At 48.4% G+C, this 16537-nt stretch carries 15 protein-coding genes; 2 read left to right on the top strand and 13 right to left on the bottom strand.

The annotated features are described in order from the left end of the window. Positions 1-59: 59 nt before the first annotated feature. From mcrA to DNK57_RS05495, 13 genes are all read right to left on the bottom strand, one after another. Positions 60-1721, bottom strand: a complete 1662-nt coding sequence (gene mcrA, locus DNK57_RS05555) for a coenzyme-B sulfoethylthiotransferase subunit alpha (RefSeq protein ID WP_192962033.1) — start codon at positions 1719-1721, stop codon at positions 60-62. After that, complete coding sequence (gene mcrG, locus DNK57_RS05550) at positions 1721-2518, bottom strand: coenzyme-B sulfoethylthiotransferase subunit gamma (RefSeq protein WP_010876754.1); 798 nt, start codon at positions 2516-2518, stop codon at positions 1721-1723. Before mcrG ends, mcrA begins: the two co-directional genes overlap by 1 nt. A gap of 15 nt (positions 2519-2533) precedes the next feature. Continuing rightward, positions 2534-3022 (bottom strand): methyl-coenzyme M reductase operon protein D, encoded by a 489-nt coding sequence (mcrD, locus tag DNK57_RS05545; protein WP_192962032.1) that lies wholly within the window; start codon positions 3020-3022, stop codon positions 2534-2536. A gap of 16 nt (positions 3023-3038) precedes the next feature. Then, the gene (gene mcrB, locus DNK57_RS05540) at positions 3039-4370 is read right to left on the bottom strand and encodes a coenzyme-B sulfoethylthiotransferase subunit beta (protein WP_192962031.1); all 1332 of its coding nucleotides are present in this window, start codon (positions 4368-4370) and stop codon (positions 3039-3041) included. Between the two features lie 446 nt (positions 4371-4816). After that, positions 4817-6055: a polyferredoxin protein MvhB gene (mvhB, locus tag DNK57_RS05535; protein WP_192962030.1), complete on the bottom strand. Its 1239-nt coding sequence runs from the start codon at positions 6053-6055 to the stop codon at positions 4817-4819. A 21-nt stretch (positions 6056-6076) separates the two neighbouring features. Next, entirely contained in the window at positions 6077-7495 is a 1419-nt protein-coding gene (gene mvhA, locus DNK57_RS05530; protein ID WP_192962029.1) for a F420-non-reducing hydrogenase subunit MvhA, read from the bottom strand. Then, a complete protein-coding gene (mvhG, locus tag DNK57_RS05525) occupies positions 7496-8422 on the bottom strand; it encodes a F420-non-reducing hydrogenase subunit MvhG (RefSeq protein ID WP_115891963.1) in 927 nt (308 codons plus the stop codon). Between the two features lie 12 nt (positions 8423-8434). Continuing rightward, positions 8435-8860: a hydrogenase iron-sulfur subunit gene (locus tag DNK57_RS05520; protein ID WP_010876760.1), complete on the bottom strand. Its 426-nt coding sequence runs from the start codon at positions 8858-8860 to the stop codon at positions 8435-8437. A gap of 169 nt (positions 8861-9029) precedes the next feature. Continuing rightward, the gene (hmdC, locus tag DNK57_RS05515; RefSeq protein WP_192962028.1) at positions 9030-10547 is read right to left on the bottom strand and encodes a 5,10-methenyltetrahydromethanopterin hydrogenase cofactor biosynthesis protein HmdC; all 1518 of its coding nucleotides are present in this window, start codon (positions 10545-10547) and stop codon (positions 9030-9032) included. 116 nt (positions 10548-10663) lie between these two features. Continuing rightward, positions 10664-11074 (bottom strand): hydrogenase iron-sulfur subunit, encoded by a 411-nt coding sequence (locus DNK57_RS05510; protein ID WP_192962027.1) that lies wholly within the window; start codon positions 11072-11074, stop codon positions 10664-10666. A 75-nt stretch (positions 11075-11149) separates the two neighbouring features. Further along, a complete protein-coding gene (locus tag DNK57_RS05505; protein ID WP_320056880.1) occupies positions 11150-12298 on the bottom strand; it encodes a Coenzyme F420 hydrogenase/dehydrogenase, beta subunit C-terminal domain in 1149 nt (382 codons plus the stop codon). Beyond that, the gene (locus DNK57_RS05500; protein ID WP_192962025.1) at positions 12294-13325 is read right to left on the bottom strand and encodes a formate dehydrogenase; all 1032 of its coding nucleotides are present in this window, start codon (positions 13323-13325) and stop codon (positions 12294-12296) included. Before DNK57_RS05500 ends, DNK57_RS05505 begins: the two co-directional genes overlap by 5 nt. Before the next feature lie 3 nt (positions 13326-13328). Continuing rightward, positions 13329-13688 (bottom strand): hypothetical protein, encoded by a 360-nt coding sequence (locus DNK57_RS05495; protein ID WP_048060976.1) that lies wholly within the window; start codon positions 13686-13688, stop codon positions 13329-13331. 624 nt (positions 13689-14312) lie between these two features. Between DNK57_RS05495 and hmd the strand changes: the two genes are divergently transcribed. Next, entirely contained in the window at positions 14313-15347 is a 1035-nt protein-coding gene (gene hmd, locus DNK57_RS05490) for a 5,10-methenyltetrahydromethanopterin hydrogenase (protein ID WP_192962024.1), read from the top strand. Positions 15348-15450: 103 nt separating this feature from the next. Continuing rightward, on the top strand, positions 15451-16482 hold the full coding sequence (hmdB, locus tag DNK57_RS05485; protein WP_192962023.1) for a 5,10-methenyltetrahydromethanopterin hydrogenase cofactor biosynthesis protein HmdB: 1032 nt from the start codon (positions 15451-15453) through the stop codon (positions 16480-16482). The last annotated feature ends 55 nt before the right edge of the window (positions 16483-16537 follow it).

Raw genomic sequence — 16537 nt, 5'->3', positions numbered from 1 at the left:
CAATAACGGGAATCTAATTCTATTCCTTTCTTTGAAAAAAGAAAAATTTTCTGCTGGAATTATTTTCCAGCTGGTATGATGAGGTCCCTTTCTCCCTCTGGCATGAACTCCCTGAGGGCACCTGCTGCAATTGACTTCCTTGGTGATGTGAAGTCAAAGGAAAGGTCCTTATCTGCAAATGCAACCTTTATGAGTGGGTTTGTGCAGAAGGCGTCTCCCCTTGCAGCGTGTGGTGCCTGGGCTATACCGGCGTACTCTGGCTGGTGACCCACGTTCATGGCGTAGTTTGGATAGTTAGGTCCGCGGAGTTCGTGTATGAGACCCTCGTCGCTCCTGATTGAGAGGGAGTTGGATGCACCGCACTGGTCCTGCAGGTCGTATCCGTAGAATCCAAGCCTGCTGTGGGCCTCCTTGTGGAGTATCTGGCTGAGGTACCATCCGTTGATACCTGCATTTGAGTTTCCTGTTGCGAAGGCTGTGGAACATCCTGCTGCTGCAGCTGCAACAGCTGCCCTCTGTGATCCTCCGAAGTGGTCCTCCAGGAGGGTGGGGTATTCCTCATACTGTTCAAGTGAGTACAGTGTGACCTCTGTGGATATGTCGCGCACAACATCCATTGTAGGTTTTGTTCCGCAGATTCCGTATTTGTCATCAACGTACTCCATACCATAGTATACGAAGTCGTCGAGGATGTCGTCGGTGTAGGATGCTGTTGCGTACTGGGTGAAACCCACACCACCTGACATGTATGAGCCGAGCCATACCTGGTCGTAGAGTGCTGCTGCACCTGCGATGACCTCAAGTGATATCTTCGCAGGGTCATCTGAAACCCTTGAGGTCTGGACTATGTCTGCGAATGTTCCGAAGGCAACTCCACCGGGCTCGTTTGGTCCCCTTGCCCTCCTTGCAGGCATTATTGTACCCATCTCTATAACGTCGGCGTGTTTTGCAGCGTATGAGAAGTCAGCGATTGCTGCTTCACCTGCACAGAGCTTGTATGCTGATATGAAGCTCATACCGATCTGCATTGCAGACCATCGTGATACTGTACCACCGTCACAGGTCCTCACGACTATTGTTGGAACCCTGTTGACCTGGTATGTCCTGTTGCCGATGTAGCTCTTGAGCTGTTCGGCCTGTTCCTCAGGGAACTCCTTGTTTATGTCTATGAGTATCCTCTTGTCCAGTTCATCTGCCAGGTTGTCGTCACCTGTGAAGATCTTGGCGTAACAGTCCTCAACGAGTCCAGGGTGTACCTCAACCATGTGCTCCTGTACGACGGCACCGCCGGGGAGGGCGTGGTTGATTGCCTCCATGTACTCGTTTATTGTCTCAGGGGTCACCTCAACACCGAGCCTCTTCTCAAGGACAGCGTGTGCTGTGTCCATACCCACGATGACTGTCCTCTTTATGTCGTCCACCATCTGCTGGATGGCTGCGTTGTTGACGAAGTGGAGGTCGTCACCCTCAACGTAGGCGTCTGTGCCTGATACGCGGTAGGCCATGAGTTTCCTCTGACCCAGGGGCACACCGATGTCAGGGTTGTAGAATGGTATTCCTCCCCTCTTCTCAGCTGCCTTCTTGGCGTACTCTGTGAATTCCTTTTTACGTGCGGACTGTTCCCATCCGCCGAAGCAGTAGAAGTTTGTGTATTTTTCGTCGGGGTCTTCCCCCTCAAACTTCTTCTTTAAAGCTGTAAGGAATAGTTTCTTTTCATCCATTAATCATCACCTAGCCTTTTTCTTAGGTCATCCTTGAATACGTCCATACCAAAACCGCCCATGGTACGGCCGGTGTGTATGTTTTCAACAACTTCAATTGCCTCTTTATCATCCCTCATGGCGATGTTGTCCTTCCTGTAGATTGTGGTGATCTTCTTGAGTTCATCTTCGCCGAGGGGCTGACCCATGTCCACAGGTTCATCGAGGGGCCTTCCGACCTGGTCCTTAACGTATACCACGTGCCCCTTCTCTTCATCGAAGACGTACCTCTGGAGGGCGTCGAACATGAGACCATTTTCATCGAGTCGGAGGGAGTGTCCGTGGACTGTTGCACCCCTTATACCTGTTGTTGCAGGGTCGAAGAGTTCTGTTTCCACGAGTTCCTTGGATACACCCTCAAGGTCGAGTTCCCTCATCTCGATGACCTGTCTTCCTGATAGTGTACCTGTGTCGACACCACGGTATCTCCACATGTAGGTCCTTGCCCTGTCGTAGGGCTGGGCCGGGGCGTTGTACATGGAGTCTGCGAACTGGATGTACCTTACCCTGACACCTTCCTTTGCACCCTGTATGGGTTCAACCATGTCCCTTACTATATCCTCTTCGAAGTCCATCTCATCGAGTGGTGGGTGCACGGACTTGTAGCTCTCACCAGGGTTCCTGTGCCCCAGGACCTTGACCAGGTCCTCATCTGATACTTCCCTTAATTTACGGAATTCATAATCAGGGTCCATGTGTTTTCTTCTGTTTTCAGCTATCTGGGTTTCTCCAGGAGTGTACTGGGCTTTGTAAGACATTTCATAACCTCACAATCATTTTATGTTAATAACGGTGTCCTTCATCCTTGAGCTGGGATCCACCATGCCGATTACCCTTGGATCGATCTTTTCCTCAAATTTAAGTCCGTATTTAAGGTAATCGGAGATGGTTATGTCCTTCTTTGTGAAGGCACCTATGAATACCTTATAGGAGCAGGGGAGCACTTCATCCAGGATTTCCTCGATTGTTTCAATCTTCTCCTCCAGGGCCTCCGGGAGTATGCCCACAATGATCTCTCCGACCTTCACCCGGAGTTCAACCTCCTCTCCGCGGACTTTTATCTTCCGCCGGTCGCTGTGGTTAACCTCTGTTCCCCTTGCGGGGCCATAGTATACCCTGTCAGGTATGGATGGTCCATGGACCAGCACCCTTACTATGCCCTCAAGTTCATAGATTCTGTTAAGAATCTTCTCAACGGTCTCTGGTTTCAGCAGCCGCTGGGGGAAGATCTTAACATCGATGAATCCTGTTTCTGGCATCATGACTCCCCATTTTAACCTATAACTGGTCCTTTATCTCTGCAGCACCTTTTGCAACGTTAACTATTGGTTCTCTGAAGTAGTCTATTTCGCTGTAAACAGATCCTATGAGTCCTGATGTCTTCTCCACTGAGAACATCTGTGTCCCTGCGTCAAGGCACATTGCTGCGGCCACACATGGTAGAGCAAATCCTTTACTGTGCCTTGTAACGACGTGGTTTCCGTGGAATATACCTGGTCCACCTCCACCATAGATGGAGTGGCTGAAGAATGAGAATCCTACTGCGGTACCCATTGCCCTTCCGAAGTCCACACCTGGAAGTCCTGTCTCGTATTCGAGTATGTCGTTGTAGTAGAGTACTGTTGATGCAACACCCTGGGCTGCCCTTGCTGCTCCAACATTGACTATTGTTGCTGCAAGGAGACCTGTTGCTGCGTATGCGTTCCATAGAGCCCAGTCGGCTGGTTCGTACATCTTGTAGCCTGATTTCATTTCACTGGCCACTTTGATGACCTTGTCCTCTATGGCCCTTTCAACGAGGGATGCTATGACTGTACCCACTGTTCCCTTACCGTTCTCCTTAACAAGGTCGAATAGGAGGTTGTTTGCGTTGAGTCCCTGGTATGCAAGTCCAAGGAGGTGCATCCTTTCGAATGCTCCGACTGCGTCACCTGTTTCGAACATTGCTGTCTGTTCGAGTATGGATGATAGTGCTGATGCGTTGAGTGTGTTCTTCCTTGTGATGGCCACGACGTGGTTTGCCATTATGTTCCTTAGACCGTATCCGAGACCCTCCAGGAGTACTGGTGGTCCCAGGAGTGTTGAGAGGTTGGCTCCTGTGAAGTCAACTGTCTGTGGGTATCTTCCCATGACAGCGGTTTTGACTGCGTTTGCATCGAACATGTCCACGTCGAATTCGTCGATTATTGCCTGTACAACTGCAGCTCCTGTGACCAGGGCTGAGACGGTGTAGTCTGCAGCCACACCCATCCTTGTTGTTGGGACCTGTACGAGGATCTGCTGGCCGTTGTTTATGAGGCGGATGTTTGTGTCGTCGTCTTCAGAGGTCTGAACAAGTTTTTTAACCTTTTCAGCTACTGCCTCTGCGTTTTCAACTATTGGCAGTTCAACTTCCCTTCCAGGGATGAAGTTGGACTTTCCGCCGAGGGCTGCCTTCTTGAGGCTTCCCTCTATCCCTGCCAGGTTCACTGCAACTGACCTTTTCACGTCGCTTACCAGGTTTGCTATTGTCGGGTTTTTAAGGGGGCTTACTGCTTCAAGAGGAACGTCTTCCTCCAGGAGCTTACCATCTGCCCCGTAGAGATCTATTCTGTCTTCATACATTGGCATGGTATTCACACCTCTTGTTTTATTTATTTATTAATAAAATTTATTATTTTATTAATAAAATTGATGGGGTTATGGGATTTTCAGCGATAATCCATGGGAATGGTCACCTCATTCAGGAGCTATCCATCACCAATGTCTCGAAATGGACCTTCAGGTTATACCGAAGTTCATCCTCCAACCTCCAGAGCACAGCTCATTATAGAACAAGCCATACTGCACATGTCGTTATTATCCAGTATTAATCTGGATATAACCGCTTATGCTTCAGTTTTTTGACATCTATGACTCTATTGAATAAGAAAAAAGGATAATATAAATGTTTTCAAAAGGAAAAAAAGAAAAATTTTAAATATGAAAAATCATTTTTCATAAAAATATTATCTAAAATAATAACAGGGTCTGTGAAAAGGGAAAACCTGCATGTGAAAACAAAAAAGAGGAGGAGGTTATTTGAGTGACAGTGCGCTCTTAGGACAGGCGGGTATGCACTGGTCACAGAGTATGCAGAACCCTTTAAGTGGAACCTTCTCATCGGTGAGTTTCAGCATGTCGTAGGGGCATGCTTCAATACAGTCACCGCACTGGTCACAGAGGGCAGGATTGTACTGGACCCTCTTCCTCTTGACAACCTCACCATCAACGACCTTGTCCATATCAACAAGGCTAAGTGCGCCCTTAGGACAGGCCATTGTACATGCACCGCAGCGGGTACACATGGCAAAGGATGGTTCCTCATCAACCTTTTCATTGTCCGGGACCTTCATGCCCTCCTTAGTAACCACCCTTATGGCGTCGTTGGGGCATATGTTGGCGCATGCGCCTATGAAGTCACATTTCTCCTCATCCCAGACAAGGCCCTCTTCACTTGCAGGTTTAGCAGGGCCCAGTTCCACTTCAAGGTCTATGGCGTCAACGGGGCAGAGCTGTTCACATAGACCGCATGCCGTACAGATGGCTGGCAGTTCAACAGTGAGGCTGGATGCCCTTGGAACTATGAAGTCACCGGGACATGCCTCGACACATGTGTTACATCCTATACATGTATCTGCATCCAGCTCGAACTTCTTGATCTCCTTGGCCCTCTTCTCTGGCTTCCTGCCTGATATATAGACGGCATTCCATGGACAGGTCTGTGCGCAGACACCACACTTTATACAGGTGTCCTCATCAATCTCTATGACACCGCCGACCTTATCAAGGGTTATGGCGTCCACTGGACACTCAGGGACACACATTCCACAGCCCACACAGTCGGCTATGAATACTGGTCCCTCAATTTCCAGTTCAACCTTTGCTGGTTCCTTAATGCCCTCAACACCTATAACCCCCACAGGGCATATGTCAACGCACTTCTGGCACATGACACAGAATCCCTGAAGTGGGACCTTCTTGACCTTTCCCTCGTCGAGTTTGAGGATCTGTGGAGGGCAGACCTCCACGCAGTCCCCGCACTCGTTACACTTATCAGGGTTGAAGACTATCCTGCCCTGTGTGTTACCTGCCTCGTCAACCACCAGGTCCTCAAGTTTGAGGGCGCCTGTGGGGCATATGTCAACACACTTTGGTTCACCGCCGCAGATGTCACAGTATATGACATCCTCAGGTGTTACCTCAATGGCTGCGGTTGGGCAGGTCCCCTGGCAGGCACCACACCTTATGCAGTCCTCTTTATTGACAACTATCATTTTACCACCTTTCTGGTGAAATCAGATCCTTTTTACAAGGTCGCCTTCACTGTCGTATACTTCCAAGGTGGCAAGTCTCATCTGACTGTCAATGGTGTGTGTTGCGCAGGAGAGACATGGGTCGTATGCCCTTATAACCATCTCCATGAGGTTGAATATCTTATCATCCACTTCAACGCCAGGTTTGATGTAGTCCTGGGCAACCTTCTGGATACCCATCTCCATGGCAGGGTTGTTCTGGATTGTTGCAACCACTATGTTTGCCCTGGTGATGAGGCCGTTTTCATCACAGGTGTAGTGGTGTGTGAGTGTTCCCCTTGGTGCCTCAACTATACCCACACCGTCTCCAGCCTGCCTTTCAAGTGAATCAGGGAACTTCTCTCCTGATAGGTCTCCTTCAAGTGCATCGGCTGCGCATTCAGCACACGCAAGGATTTCTATGAGCCTTGCCCAGTGGTAGAGCAGTGTCTGCTGTGCGTATCCGAAGTTTTCCCTGAATTCCTTGAAGTAGTCCTGTGCCTTTGGAGCTGCATCAGGCATCTTGTCTGCAACGTTGAGCCTGGAGAGTGGTGAAACACGGTATACGCCGTCCGGGTATCCCAGGTCCTTTATGTATGGGAACTTGAGCCATGAGTAGGGCTTAACATGTTCAGCGATTGTGTCAGCGTAGTCCGCAGGTTTGAATTCCCTGAACATGTTTCCTTCCTTGTCCTTTATCCTCACCACACCATCATAAACGTCCCAGACACCGTCCTTCACAAGACCTGTGTGGTAGGTTTCAATGTTACCCAGTGAGTTCACGAGGTCAATGTTTTCCTCGAAGATGGGGATTGCGAGTTCGAGGGTGGCCTCTGCCAGTTCAATGTTCCTCTGGGCCTTCTTGAGGAGGTCCTTCTGTGTTTCATCGTCGAGTTCTGTTGAGATACCTCCTGGTGTTGATGATGTTGGGTGGATAGGCCTTCCACCGGTGGCCCTTACCAGTTCAAGGGAGTTTTTACGCAGTTCTATGGCCTGAAGAGCGATATCAGGGGCATCCTTTATAATCTGGAAGACGTTCCTTGTCTTTCTGTCCTTACCTGCTATGAAGTCAGGGGCTGCCAGGAAGTAGAAGTGCAGACCATGGGAGTGCATGTATGAACCCCAGTTCATGATCTCCCTCATCTTGTAGGCTGCAGGAAGGACATCCTCTGGTTCAAAACCGAAGCATGCGTCAACAGCCTTGGCTGCTGCCAGGTGGTGCTGCACGTCACAGATACCGCAGATCCTTGGAACTATCCTTGGTGCTTCCTCTATTGGTCTTCCCTGGAGAAACTTCTCGAACCCACGGAACTCCATTACATGGAGCCTTGTGTCTTCAACATTACCTTCATCATCGAGGTGTACGGTAATCTTGGCGTGACCTTCTATACGGGTCACAGGTTCCATTGTGAGTTTAACCATCTATTTACCCTCCTTCTTTATTTTCATTGGTATGAGTGCTGCTGGAAGTGTGAAGGTGTAGAATGTTCCAACAATGTCGTCCAGCTGTTCAGCCACTTCCTCAGGGTCGACGGTTTTGTCCTCTTCGACCTTGTAGTCAGAGGCAATAGCACTTATCATCTTTGCGCCCTGGTCCTCGACACGTGCTGTTGGACCGTAACAGCCACGGCAGGGTATGGCTATGCTTGGGCATTCGGCACCGCAGATGGAGACTGTTGCAGGGCCCATGCATATGAGTCCCTGTGGTATGAGACAGAGATCGTCTTCTGGTTTTCCAACCTCGAACTGTCTCTTTATGAAGTCCATTGCAAGGCCTTCTGGTGGTTTTTCCCTTGGACAGACTTCGCAGAGGTTTGTTTCTGGGAGTTCTATTTCTTCACCTGTTAGAAGTGCCATTACCACTTCCGCGGCAACATCTGACCTTGGTGGGCATCCTGGAACTTCAAAGTCAACATCTATGACTTCACCCAGTGGTTTAACCCTTCCCTCAAGGTGTGGCACCTCTTCAGATGGGATCACGCCCTCCTCGTTGGGTGTTGTGATTGAGTTTATGTAGGCCTCCTCAATAACTTCATCCTTGTCCCAGAGGTTCCTGAGACCGGGTATGCCTCCGTAAACTGCGCATGTACCGTAACTTATGACGAACTTGGCCTTTTCCCTGAGTTCCTCGGCAAATTCCCTGTTTTCATCGTTGACGATTCCGCCCTCGATGATGACGACATCGAGTTCAGGGATTTCATCGTACTTTGTGTCCATTAAAACAGGGCTGAATTCAAAGTCCGCGTGTTCCATAACGTCGAGAAGCTTTTCATGGAAGTCTGCAATGGACAGGTGGCAGCCGGAGCATCCTCCAAGCCACATTGTTCCTATTTTTATCTTTTCAGCCATTCGAAATCCTCCTTATGCTTCAGCTAGCTGTTTTTTGATTGGTGATGGGCCAAGGTCCTTTATCCTGTTAACCATCATCTTAACTGTTTCAGCGAATTTTTCACCCTCTGATGCTGATATCCAGTCGTGGTGGATTCTTTCCCTGCCAATTCCAAGCTCATCTGCCAGTTTGTAGATCAGCCTCATTCTCCTGTCAAGCTTGTAGTTTCCTGCGTCGTAGTGGCAGTCACCATGGTGGCATCCGGTTACAAGGACACCGTCGGCGCCTTCCCTGAATGCCTTGAGAACGAACTGTGGTTCTATCCTTCCGGAGCACATCACACGGATAACCCTAATGTTTGTAGGGTACTGCATCCTTGCTGTTCCCGCAGTGTCGGCTCCACCGTAGGAACACCAGTTACAACAGAACATCACAATTTTTATGTCATCTTCAGCCATAGAGTTTCCTCCTTGCTTTTGCATCGTACTATAATTGTACTTGGTATATGGTTGAGGAGTGGGAAGTATAAAGGTTACTTATGAAACAATTTCGAAAATTTTATATGTGTGGTTAAAATTTTTATTATTTTTAATACCACATCCTTCCACCAGAAGGCTTTGATGAACCCTACACCAGCGTCACCGCGTCCCTGAATTTTCCGGAAATTTTTGCAGATATCTGGGGGATGGTGGTGGACACTATCGATGAATCAGCCGAACTGTAGGCCCCCTCATCATCAGAGTTTCCCGGGTGAACATCTGTCCTGAGCTCTGATCTCAGATTATCAACCGTTACCTGCTCAACCCATGGGTCCCTGTCCACAATGACGAATTCATCCACCAGGCCGTCAAGTTTATCTGCAATAACCCATGATACGAACCTTGCACCGAATATGGCCACCTTCCCATGGATATCACCATCCTCAGCCATTTTAACAAGTGCATTCACATCCCGCTTCACCTCCACCCGCTCATAGATGGGTGTTGATGGAAGGCATGCCCAGTGGGCGTCGCCAACGTAGGTGTAACCCAGGGTCCGTGGATAGACGTTTTCTGTTCCTGAAACCTTAACAGCCGCTGCCAGGGCCTCCAGCTGGGCCTTCTGTATGGGTACCGGTGTGAGGCCAGGTTCAACCTCCTCCCTCATTATCTTCATGACCCTTGGAAGACCGAATCTACCCCTCCTGGCTGTGCCCGGACTGTATCCACACATGTAACCATGATGGTTCTTGGGGAATCCTGTTATGATTGCATTGAGGCCCGCCCTGAGGCCTACGCGGCACTCATCCTCGTATGCTCCATTTGTTGCAACTATCTTTCCAGGGGTGAGTATCCTTGCCGCTGCAACTGCACCTGCAAAGGCATCAAGCCTGTCCCCTGCAAGGTTAAAGGGGCCCCCCTCAATCACAAAGACATCGACGCCCATCTCAAGTCCTGCCTCAAAGCCTGATATGAGGTCATCGTATCCATCACCGACAAACATTATGGCCTCAACGCCCTTCCCATGTTTTCTGGCAAGTTTCAGGACTTCCTCAGCCTCCTCAAGGGGTGCTGCGTGGGTTTCAGCCCCCTGTACAGGTGTCAGGTTAACTGCAACAGATGAAGAGAGTTCAACCCATTCATCCCTGTCAGGTAGGCCCTCCCTTTCCCTGTCAAGGAGCCTTGCATGTATTCTCTCCCTTGGACAGCCCTCGAAGGGTGGCCCCTCGAGGTAGCACTGGCCGCCGCACCCTGTTATGGATCTTGGAAACCTCATTGGCCCGTATCTTCCGAAGTGGTCAAGGTCAAGGGGGACCTCCGTTGTTTCCCTCACCTCCCTCATGAGTTCCACGGGTCTCATACCATAGCTCTCAGCTATATCTGCAAATGCATAGGCGCATACATGTATGGTTGCCCCTATGGTGTCAGAGAGCATGCAGTTTCCCATGAGGTCAATCTTTTCAAGGTCAGAGGCACAGGTACCCACAATGAGCTCTGTGAGGTCACAGCCCAGGGGGAACCTCTTGAAGGTGGCTCCAAGTTTAATCTTATCGTCCCTGGATAGGTCAGAAACAGCATCCACGACCTCTGTAACATCCCTGTCCATTTTCATGATTTCCCAGGCCATCCCTGGATCATTCACAGCTTCCCTGATTAATTCGTGCATATTGTTTCACCTTCAAAGTCACTGTAATTCACTATGGAAGGGATGCCAATTTAAGCTTTGATAAAAGTGGTGGGTTAATAAAAATACAGGGAATAGGTTCATATTTTAATACTCTCCTACTTCCCTGCCCTTCTGAGTGGCCCCAGTGACTTCACTGTCTCATGGAATTCCTTCATTGTCCTCTGGAACTTCTCACCCTCTGATGCCGATATCCACTCCCACCTGAATCTCTCCTTCTCAATGCCAAACTCTGGCAGTATATCCTCTATGAACTGGGCCCTCCTCTTCCACTTGTAGTTTCCAGAATCATAGTGGCAGTCCCCTATGTGGCACCCGCCAACAAAGACTCCGTCTGCACCATCACGGAAGGCCTTAAGTATCATGGAGGCATTGACACGACCGGAGCACATCACCCTTATTATTCTGACGTTTGGAGGGTACTGCATCCTTGCTGTTCCCGCAGTGTCGGCTCCACCATAGGAGCACCAGTTACAACAGAATCCCACTATCTTTGGCTCGAAACTCATACCATCACCTCAGAATCAATTCGCAGCAGAATCCAGCTATCCTGGCTCTAAAATCATTGGAATTCATATAATCACTCAATCCTTCTCTCCACTGTACATCGGTGGCAGTTCTTCGCTCACACCTGCTGTGAAGCCTGTTCTGTCACGGTATTTCCTCTGTATTCTGTGGTAGATCCTTGCTAGGGGGATGTCCATGGGGCATACATCTTCGCACTGTCCGCAGTTGATGCAGCTGAAGCCCATATGTGATAGTCTGACACCCTGGAAGGTCAGGGGGTCGGGGGCTTTTTCATCTGACTCCAGGAGGTAATCCTTCTCAAGTTCGCATTCCCTGCAGAAACATATTGGGCACAGATCCCTGCATGCGAAGCAGTTGATGCAGCGTTTCCAGTATTCATCCCAACCATCTAGAGAAGGGTACTCATCCTCCAGATACTTGTCCTGGAACTTCCTGGCCATCTTAATCATGGCATTTTCAATTTTCTCCCTGATCTCTATCATCTTCATTGGTGGCTCTTTGACCTCGAGGTAGCCCTCCCTGCGGGCTCCCTCGATGATTTCCTCGCCCCGATCTGTGTTGACCTCGATGAAGGTCCATCCCTCCTCTGCACCCCAGTTTCCGCAGGCAATGTCTGCATTCCTGGGCACCATCAGCTCGCATCTCTGGCAGTTTTCCCTTCTTCCGAAGCCCTCCTCCTCAAGGTAATCGATTGATATTTCCTTATGACTGCCATCCTTTAGCTCGACCATGAATTTGCCCTTATCTATCTCCTCCCTGACAACGTCATCAGGGTCTATTTCATAGAAGGTCTCTATCATTTCCCTTGCAGACACCGGGCTGAGGGTGCCACCACAGTTCAATCCTATCATGTACACCCTCTGGGGATCAATCTGATGTCTCTTTTCAAGTTCCTTTATTGCCATTGCATCGCATGGTTTAACCGCCACTGCCAGGCGCATATCATTCAGGTACCTTGATATGAGATCTCCGAACATGGTCGGTGCACAGTGCAGTGAGCCGCAGGTTGATACTATCTCATCTGAGTCTTCCAGGAGGACCGGGATTCCATCGTAGATATCATCTCCCCTTTCAAGTGTCAGGACTCCGTCCACGATCTCCCTATCAAGCATGTATTTGAATATGGCGGTTACTGCTCCGCCACACTCTCCCCTTTTCTGAATTTCCTCGTCGGTGGCCCTTGCAAGAATGTATTTCATTTCAATCACCCAGCCTCTCGAGTATTCTGTCAAATATTTCACCGTCTGCGAGAACCCCCTCAGGTTCCGGTAGTGCAGGTTCCAGTTTTACAGTATGTCCTGTTGCACTGGTGTACGATCCACGCTTTTCGCACCAGGCAGCGGTTGCAAGGAAGATGTCAGGAACTGCACCTGAAGTTTTTATTGACTGGAGGGCGAATGATCCCTTAACATCCAGGGGTTCTGCGGCTGCACCCGGGTCAATGAGCCACAGGGATTCAATTTCTTCATGGTCACGGATGGGTGGTATGTGCTGCATCACACCCCTGGTGTTGAAATCCTCAAATACTGGCAGAACCTCAGCCCCTGTTTCAGCTGAGGCCTCCAGGACATCGTCTATCACATCCGGGATTTCAGCTGTAATCATTATGAGATCTGCTGGAAACTTCCTGAGTTTATCTAGAAGATCTGAATTATCTGAAAAGGTCCGGTGGGAGCTGGAGTTCATGGCCGTCCTTGTTATCTCCCTCCTATCGTACGATCGGACCTCTGCACCACCATCCATGGCCTGGAATATCCTCCTTGCGAGGAGGGGTGCGCAGTTCATTACGTCACCAATGACTGCAATATTACCATAGTTCCTTATTTTCCTCACATCTATTTCTGGATAATCGAATTCTGGAAATACGGTTATAAGACCGTATTTTTTTACATCAAATCTTTCTATGATCCTTTTGAGTTTAGCTGCCTCCTCATCTGTCAGGGTGCCTGTTGTGAGTATGGCTGTCTCCGGTGAGGAGATCATCTCTGTGAGTCCATCAAGGGCCTCATCCCAGTCTGCACCCTTAAGGTTTCCTGATTTTTTAACTGCAGGGGATGTTATTCTATCCTTTACTGGAATCTCATAGCATTCCCTTCCCCTTCTGCATGTCTTTCCCTCGTTTATGATGTGTCTCCTGTAGGGGTAGGTCCCTGCCGGGGATCCATCCACTTCTATAATGTTCACCCCACATCCTGCGCTGCAGGAGGGGCATATGGTGTGTTTCACCATCATTTTCTACACCTCCAGATTCTTTACTTTTCTCTGAAACTCATCGATGCTGACAAGTTCATTCTGGACGCTGATCGTCCTGTCACGTGTTATGTTGAAGAGTTCAACCATGATATTCAGTCCAGAGTCCAGGAGAACCTCTGAAAGGTTTTCCGGGAGTTTCTCGGAGTTCTCAAGGACAACCTTTCCTTCTATTTTAAAATTTAAGGGTATTCCATTGAGAGATTCCACATAGAATGTGTATCCGACCGAATCCTTCTCGAAATTTGTGTAGTCAATTTTCCAGTCCATGTCAAGACTCAGGGTACACGATTTTGGATTTTTTCCAGGCCGAAAAAGTCCAATTTTCTGAATCTGAATGTCCATGCTTTCACCACAACCTCCAGTTTTATCGTGTTTGTCATAATTATCTGCTAACAAGTATTACATATATAAATGTTCCTAAAATTTAAAAGGCATGTGAACCATTGTAATTACATGAAAATCACAATAAAATCCAATTTTAATCATTTAACCGTTTTAAATCCACAATAATCTAAAATTATGGCCATGCGGCCCTAATAGATCCAGAGTTAATATTCTGGCAGGAAATTATAATTCATAATAGATGATTATTTTTTAATATTTAACGTGGTTTGTACTCTGATCTCTAAGAACAACCCGCAACACGCCATTACAGAGTTAAGGGCAGCCTTCCAGTTAGGATCACTGGATTGAAGCAGCTCAGCCACAGATCCGTGATATTAATATCTTAATAATTATGATTATTTTCATATAATATTATATGGATAATGGATGGTAAAGGCTTCCCAAAGGAGGATAAAATGAAAACATTGCTTAAATTGACTTACCCTGAAATTGCCACAGGTGAATAAATTCTCCTTATAAGTTTTTTGATTTGAAAATTATCAAAAAATATATTTATATTGGAAACCGATTAATCTGTACTACTAATAATATAAGTAGTATTACAGAAATGGAGTGATAGATATGAAACTTGCAATACTAGGTGCAGGATGTTACAGGACCCATGCGGCCAGTGGAATAACAAACTTTTCCAGGGCCTGCGAGGTCGCTGAAATGGTTGGAAAACCAGAGATAGCCATGACCCATTCCACAATAACAATGGGTGCAGAGCTAAAAGAACTTGCAGGTGTGGACGAAGTCGTTGTTGCAGACCCTGTATTCGACAACCAGTTCACAGTTATAGACGACTTCGCCTACGAGGATGTCATGGAAGCCCACAAGGAGGACCCTGAAAAGATAATGCCACAGATCAGGGAAAAGGTCAACGAAGTCGCAAAGGAACTTCCAAAACCACCAGAAGGTGCAATACACTTTACACACCCTGAAGACCTTGGATTTGAGATAACAACCGATGACAGGGAAGCTGTTGCAGACGCCGACTTCATAATGACCTGGTTCCCAAAGGGAGACATGCAGCCAGGCATAATAGACAAGTTCATAGATGACATAAAACCAGGCGCCATCGTCACCCACGCCTGCACAATTCCAACCACCAAGTTCTACAAGATATTCGAAGAAAAACACGGCGACCTTGTAACAAAACCTGAAACACTCAACGTAACATCCTACCACCCAGGTGCCGTACCCGAAATGAAGGGCCAGGTCTACATTGCAGAGGGTTACGCCTCAGAGGAAGCAATAAACACCCTCTTCGAACTCGGACAGAAGGCAAGGGGTAACGCATACAGGTTACCAGCCGAACTCCTCGGACCAGTATGTGACATGTGCTCAGCCCTCACAGCAATAACCTACGCAGGTATACTCTCCTACAGGGACTCAGTTACACAGGTACTCGGCGCACCCGCAGGTTTCGCACAGATGATGGCCAAGGAGTCACTTGAACAGATAACAGCCCTTATGGAGAAGGTTGGAATAGACAAGATGGAAGAGCACCTCGACCCCGGTGCACTTCTGGGTACAGCTGACTCCATGAACTTCGGAGCATCAGCAGACATACTCCCAACCGTATTTGAAATCCTCGAGAAGAGGAAAAAATAGGCCTGGAAAATTCCAGAAAAATTTATTTATTTTTTTATCCAAGTAATTGTTACACTCAAATTTACTGACTTTTCAATCCCAAGCAGCTGAAACTGGTGTTAAATTGATAGATAAAATACTGAAAAAGGCGGCAGAAGGTTACCAGCTCCAGGATGGAGAGGTTATCCAGTTATTCAGAATAAAAAAGTCCCGGGATCTTGCCAGTCTCATGAAAACGGCCTTCAATATAATGCGTGAAAACCGCGGATCCGTGAAGCTGACATCCACGGTGCACATAACAAACATGTGCCAGGTCAGGCCAAGGTGCGGTTACTGTGGATTTGCTGCCGGTACATCAAAGAATGGTTACTATAACTCATTCTTCAAAAGTGATGAGGAAATCCTTGAAGCCGCCCTCATCATAGAGGAATCAGGAATACCCAGGGTCAGCTGCTCAGGTGCCCATGGATTCAATGGCGAGCACGCCGTGAAGGCTGCCAGGATAGTTAAGGAGAACACATCCCTTGAACTCCTCATAAACGTTGGATCTGACCTGAACAGGAGCGCCACAGATGAACTTGCAGACTACGGGACAGACACTGTATGCTGCAACCTTGAGACAACCAACAGAGAACTTTTCAGCAGGGTTAAACCTGGTGAGAGAATCGAGGATAGAATAAGGGTATGTGAAATGGTCTCTGAAGCAGGCATTGAGCTCTCAAGCGGCCTGCTAATCGGTCTTGGTGAAAGTTACGCTGATCGTCTGGAGCACCTTAAATTCCTCTCTAAATTTGAAACCCTCGGGGAGATACCCATAATGGGATTCAACCCCTACCCTGGCACTCCAATGGAGAAACATCCTCCATGCCCCCTGGATGAGCAGATGAAGACCATAGCCATTACAAGGATCCTCTACCCCGAAATAAGGATAACGGTTCCAACACCCACAATAGGCCCCGAGAACGTCAGGTTTTCCCTGATGGCCGGGGCTGATAACCTTGCGACTGTTATACCTGACGGCTATCCCCATGATGTTAAGGGTGTGGGGTCCCCCAGGTACGGAAACCTCAGGGACGTCCTGAGGGTTGTGAAGGAAATGGGACTCAGGGTCCAGTTAAGACCGGTTCCATCAGCAGAGGGAGTGGCCCTGCTCTGATCAAGTGGGTGTTGAAATGCTTGATGATGCCAGAGGGCTCAGGAAATACTTCCAG

It is taken from the genome of Methanothermobacter thermautotrophicus (genome assembly GCF_014889545.1).
In the GTDB taxonomy this organism is placed as follows: Archaea; Methanobacteriota; Methanobacteria; order Methanobacteriales; family Methanothermobacteraceae; genus Methanothermobacter; species Methanothermobacter thermautotrophicus_A.
Note: the sequence above shows the minus strand (reverse complement) of the source record. Positions and strands in the feature narration are given on the sequence as shown.

Excerpts from the sequence above, each read along its gene's own strand:
- mcrA (WP_192962033.1), bottom strand. The coding sequence starts at position 1,721 with ATGGATGAAAAGAAACTATTCCTTACAGCTTTAAAGAAGAAGTTTGAG.
- mcrG (WP_010876754.1), bottom strand. The coding sequence starts at position 2,518 with ATGTCTTACAAAGCCCAGTACACTCCTGGAGAAACCCAGATAGCTGAA.
- mcrD (WP_192962032.1), bottom strand. The coding sequence starts at position 3,022 with ATGATGCCAGAAACAGGATTCATCGATGTTAAGATCTTCCCCCAGCGG.
- mcrB (WP_192962031.1), bottom strand. The coding sequence starts at position 4,370 with ATGCCAATGTATGAAGACAGAATAGATCTCTACGGGGCAGATGGTAAG.
- mvhB (WP_192962030.1), bottom strand. The coding sequence starts at position 6,055 with ATGATAGTTGTCAATAAAGAGGACTGCATAAGGTGTGGTGCCTGCCAG.
- mvhA (WP_192962029.1), bottom strand. The coding sequence starts at position 7,495 with ATGGTTAAACTCACAATGGAACCTGTGACCCGTATAGAAGGTCACGCC.
- mvhG (WP_115891963.1), bottom strand. The coding sequence starts at position 8,422 with ATGGCTGAAAAGATAAAAATAGGAACAATGTGGCTTGGAGGATGCTCC.
- DNK57_RS05520 (WP_010876760.1), bottom strand. The coding sequence starts at position 8,860 with ATGGCTGAAGATGACATAAAAATTGTGATGTTCTGTTGTAACTGGTGT.
- hmdC (WP_192962028.1), bottom strand. The coding sequence starts at position 10,547 with ATGCACGAATTAATCAGGGAAGCTGTGAATGATCCAGGGATGGCCTGG.
- DNK57_RS05510 (WP_192962027.1), bottom strand. The coding sequence starts at position 11,074 with ATGAGTTTCGAGCCAAAGATAGTGGGATTCTGTTGTAACTGGTGCTCC.
- DNK57_RS05500 (WP_192962025.1), bottom strand. The coding sequence starts at position 13,325 with ATGATGGTGAAACACACCATATGCCCCTCCTGCAGCGCAGGATGTGGG.
- DNK57_RS05495 (WP_048060976.1), bottom strand. The coding sequence starts at position 13,688 with ATGGACATTCAGATTCAGAAAATTGGACTTTTTCGGCCTGGAAAAAAT.
- hmd (WP_192962024.1), top strand. The coding sequence starts at position 14,313 with ATGAAACTTGCAATACTAGGTGCAGGATGTTACAGGACCCATGCGGCC.